Here is a 2,431-nt window from a genome sequence, read left to right on the forward strand (position 1 = left end):
CGTAGTGAAACTCCGCAGTGAAACAATCAGCCTTTTTAAAGAGTACAAAGTGAAAATGCTAATCATAGACCAGTTTCATTCTTTACTTATAGGAGAGTCTCACTCACAACATCAAGTAATGAATGCCATTAAGACGCTATGTGATGAATTACAGATCCCATTCGTTGGGGTTGGCAATCGTAAAGAAATGAAACGCTTCCATGCCAACCCACAGCACAATACCTACTTTGATGTCATTACATTACCAGTTTGGAAATGCGACCGTGAATTTCAGCAATTGCTTTACCAATTTCAAAGCATATTGCCACTAAAAAAATGTTCCAATCTACAAGAGCCAGCAATGGCAAAAAATATTCATGCCATTTCAAATGGAAATATAGGGAATGTGCATCGCCTACTAACCGCTTGTGCAGTTAAAGCCATAACAACAGGCACTGAGCAAATTACGTCAGAAATAATAATGGCAGTTAGGCAACACTTACCTTTTGACTAAGAGCCATATACTTATTTCACTTTAATTTATTAATACCATTAATAACCCAATTATTATTTGCTCCTGGTCTATGAATAAACGTGGTCATTTTCCCGTTTTTAGAATCCACATAATCAGATTCAATAGAATTCAAAGAAACAATTTCAACTAACAACTTAACTAACGTATCAGAGCCCTCATGGTACAAATCATGATTTAAAAATGAGTCCATATTATCAGGCTTATACACGACACTACTGAATCCTGAACCTTTTTTATTGATAGGAAAACTAATTATATACAGGACCAATGTGTTAAGAACAATACGGATAACCAAAGCGTTAGATGGATAACTGGTGCCTAATTGCTTACAGGCTTCATTTAATGAGATCAATTTAAAATCATCGCTGTCATTAAACCCACATTTTGGCGTATACCAACAAACTTCCGCTCCACGCTCTATACATAACCGTGTCGCATGTTCCCACACCGTTTCTAATCGAGATTTATCATCTTCGATTTCACTATTGGGTACATCATAAAAACAATTTGCAAGCCCAGTGAAACCTAATCCGTCACATTTAGCTCCCACACCAAAATTTGTAGGATCTTTATAAGGAACCAGCCTTGTATCTAGGCTGTGTTGATAAATATTAATATCTTGGATTTTATTAATATCTCGGTCTTGGCCTATCAATGTTAATTGCTCTATAACACTTGTCGTAACGAGATTATTTACTGGGTTCATGGCAACATCTAATCGTTCGATTTCGTGCTCTCGCTCCTTTTTAACAGTGCGGTATTGAACATTATTACCATTGCCCGATAATTTCCCATTTCTAGCCACTGATTTAGGTGCTAAAACGAGGTCGATCGCTTTACCTTGAGGCACAGAGATCCCTGTAATTTGCGTGCAAAGCACGCTATTACCTAAAGGGATCCCATAAAAAGAAAGGGTAATCGCCTGATTATGCCAACAAGGAATTTTATATGTTTCAGTGCTGTCTTTTTTAGTAAGCAATATGTCGGCATTTACGCCTTTAACTATCGCTTTTGTATAGTCATCGTATTTCAAATAATGGAGGAAAACCGCATTTTTATGTGGCAGGTTGCGCGGTAATATCACAGGGTATTCAGAATCTGTGTTTATATCCTCATTTAACCACAGCTTTTGCTCTACTTTTGGCCAGCTATAGACTGAAAGAATACGATTGATTTCATTAGAATAACCATAATGAGCGATGAAAAATTGCAAAGGATGTATAACAAATTCAGTCTTATTTTGTTTTATCGTTAAAAGCTGATTTTTATCCCATTGAAAAAAGTTAATATCATTAATATGAACGTATTCCTGAAATTCAAATGGATGAACTTCATCATTACGCTTGGAATAATCAAGTGATATATCAGACAGATTAGACCTATCTTCATTAATAGTAATGGTATATGTCTGCAATGTGAAACATTGCTCTGATTCACCATTAACCCAAATACTACCAAATGGTATTTTATGTAAGTAATTAATAGGAATTTTTACAATCAAAAAACTTTGGCATTCTTCGCCATCCTTTCCCATATAGACAGGATTAGTTAGCTCAACAAATTTTACTTCAACAAAAGTGTTTGTTGCTTCGGTAGTCAATTTATGCCCGTACCAAATAACAACATATTCACTATTTTTTTTAAATAACCCGTGAACTATCTTTTTTTCAAAAAATGAATACAGATTAAGAGAACAACGCCAATTTGTTCTTTCTAGTTGGTGAGTATCGAAATAAGACAAAGTGCTACCAATTCCTACTATCTATTAATGAAGAGAGAATCATAGCCCCTTTGTAGATTACGTGACACTTATTTGTATCTTTGAACAATTATTGAACAGTTTAAAGCCACAATAAACATCCTTCTTAATTACCAGAGACATTAATATGAACAAACTTAAGTACATCCAACATAGGC

General features: G+C 35.0%; 2 protein-coding genes. One reads left to right on the forward strand and one right to left on the reverse strand.

Annotated features, from left to right (window positions below; all coding sequences use genetic code 11):
* Positions 1-493, forward strand: a 493-nt coding sequence (locus PX700_RS21810) for a TniB family NTP-binding protein (RefSeq protein ID WP_479521923.1), incomplete at its 5' end; no start/stop codon positions are given.
* A gap of 16 nt (positions 494-509) precedes the next feature.
* Here the strand turns inward: PX700_RS21810 and PX700_RS21815 are convergent.
* Complete coding sequence (locus tag PX700_RS21815) at positions 510-2,255, reverse strand: hypothetical protein (RefSeq protein WP_479521924.1); 1,746 nt, start codon at positions 2,253-2,255, stop codon at positions 510-512.
* Positions 2,256-2,431: the final 176 nt, after the last annotated feature.

This window comes from Pseudoalteromonas sp. TP27 (genome assembly GCF_056470645.1).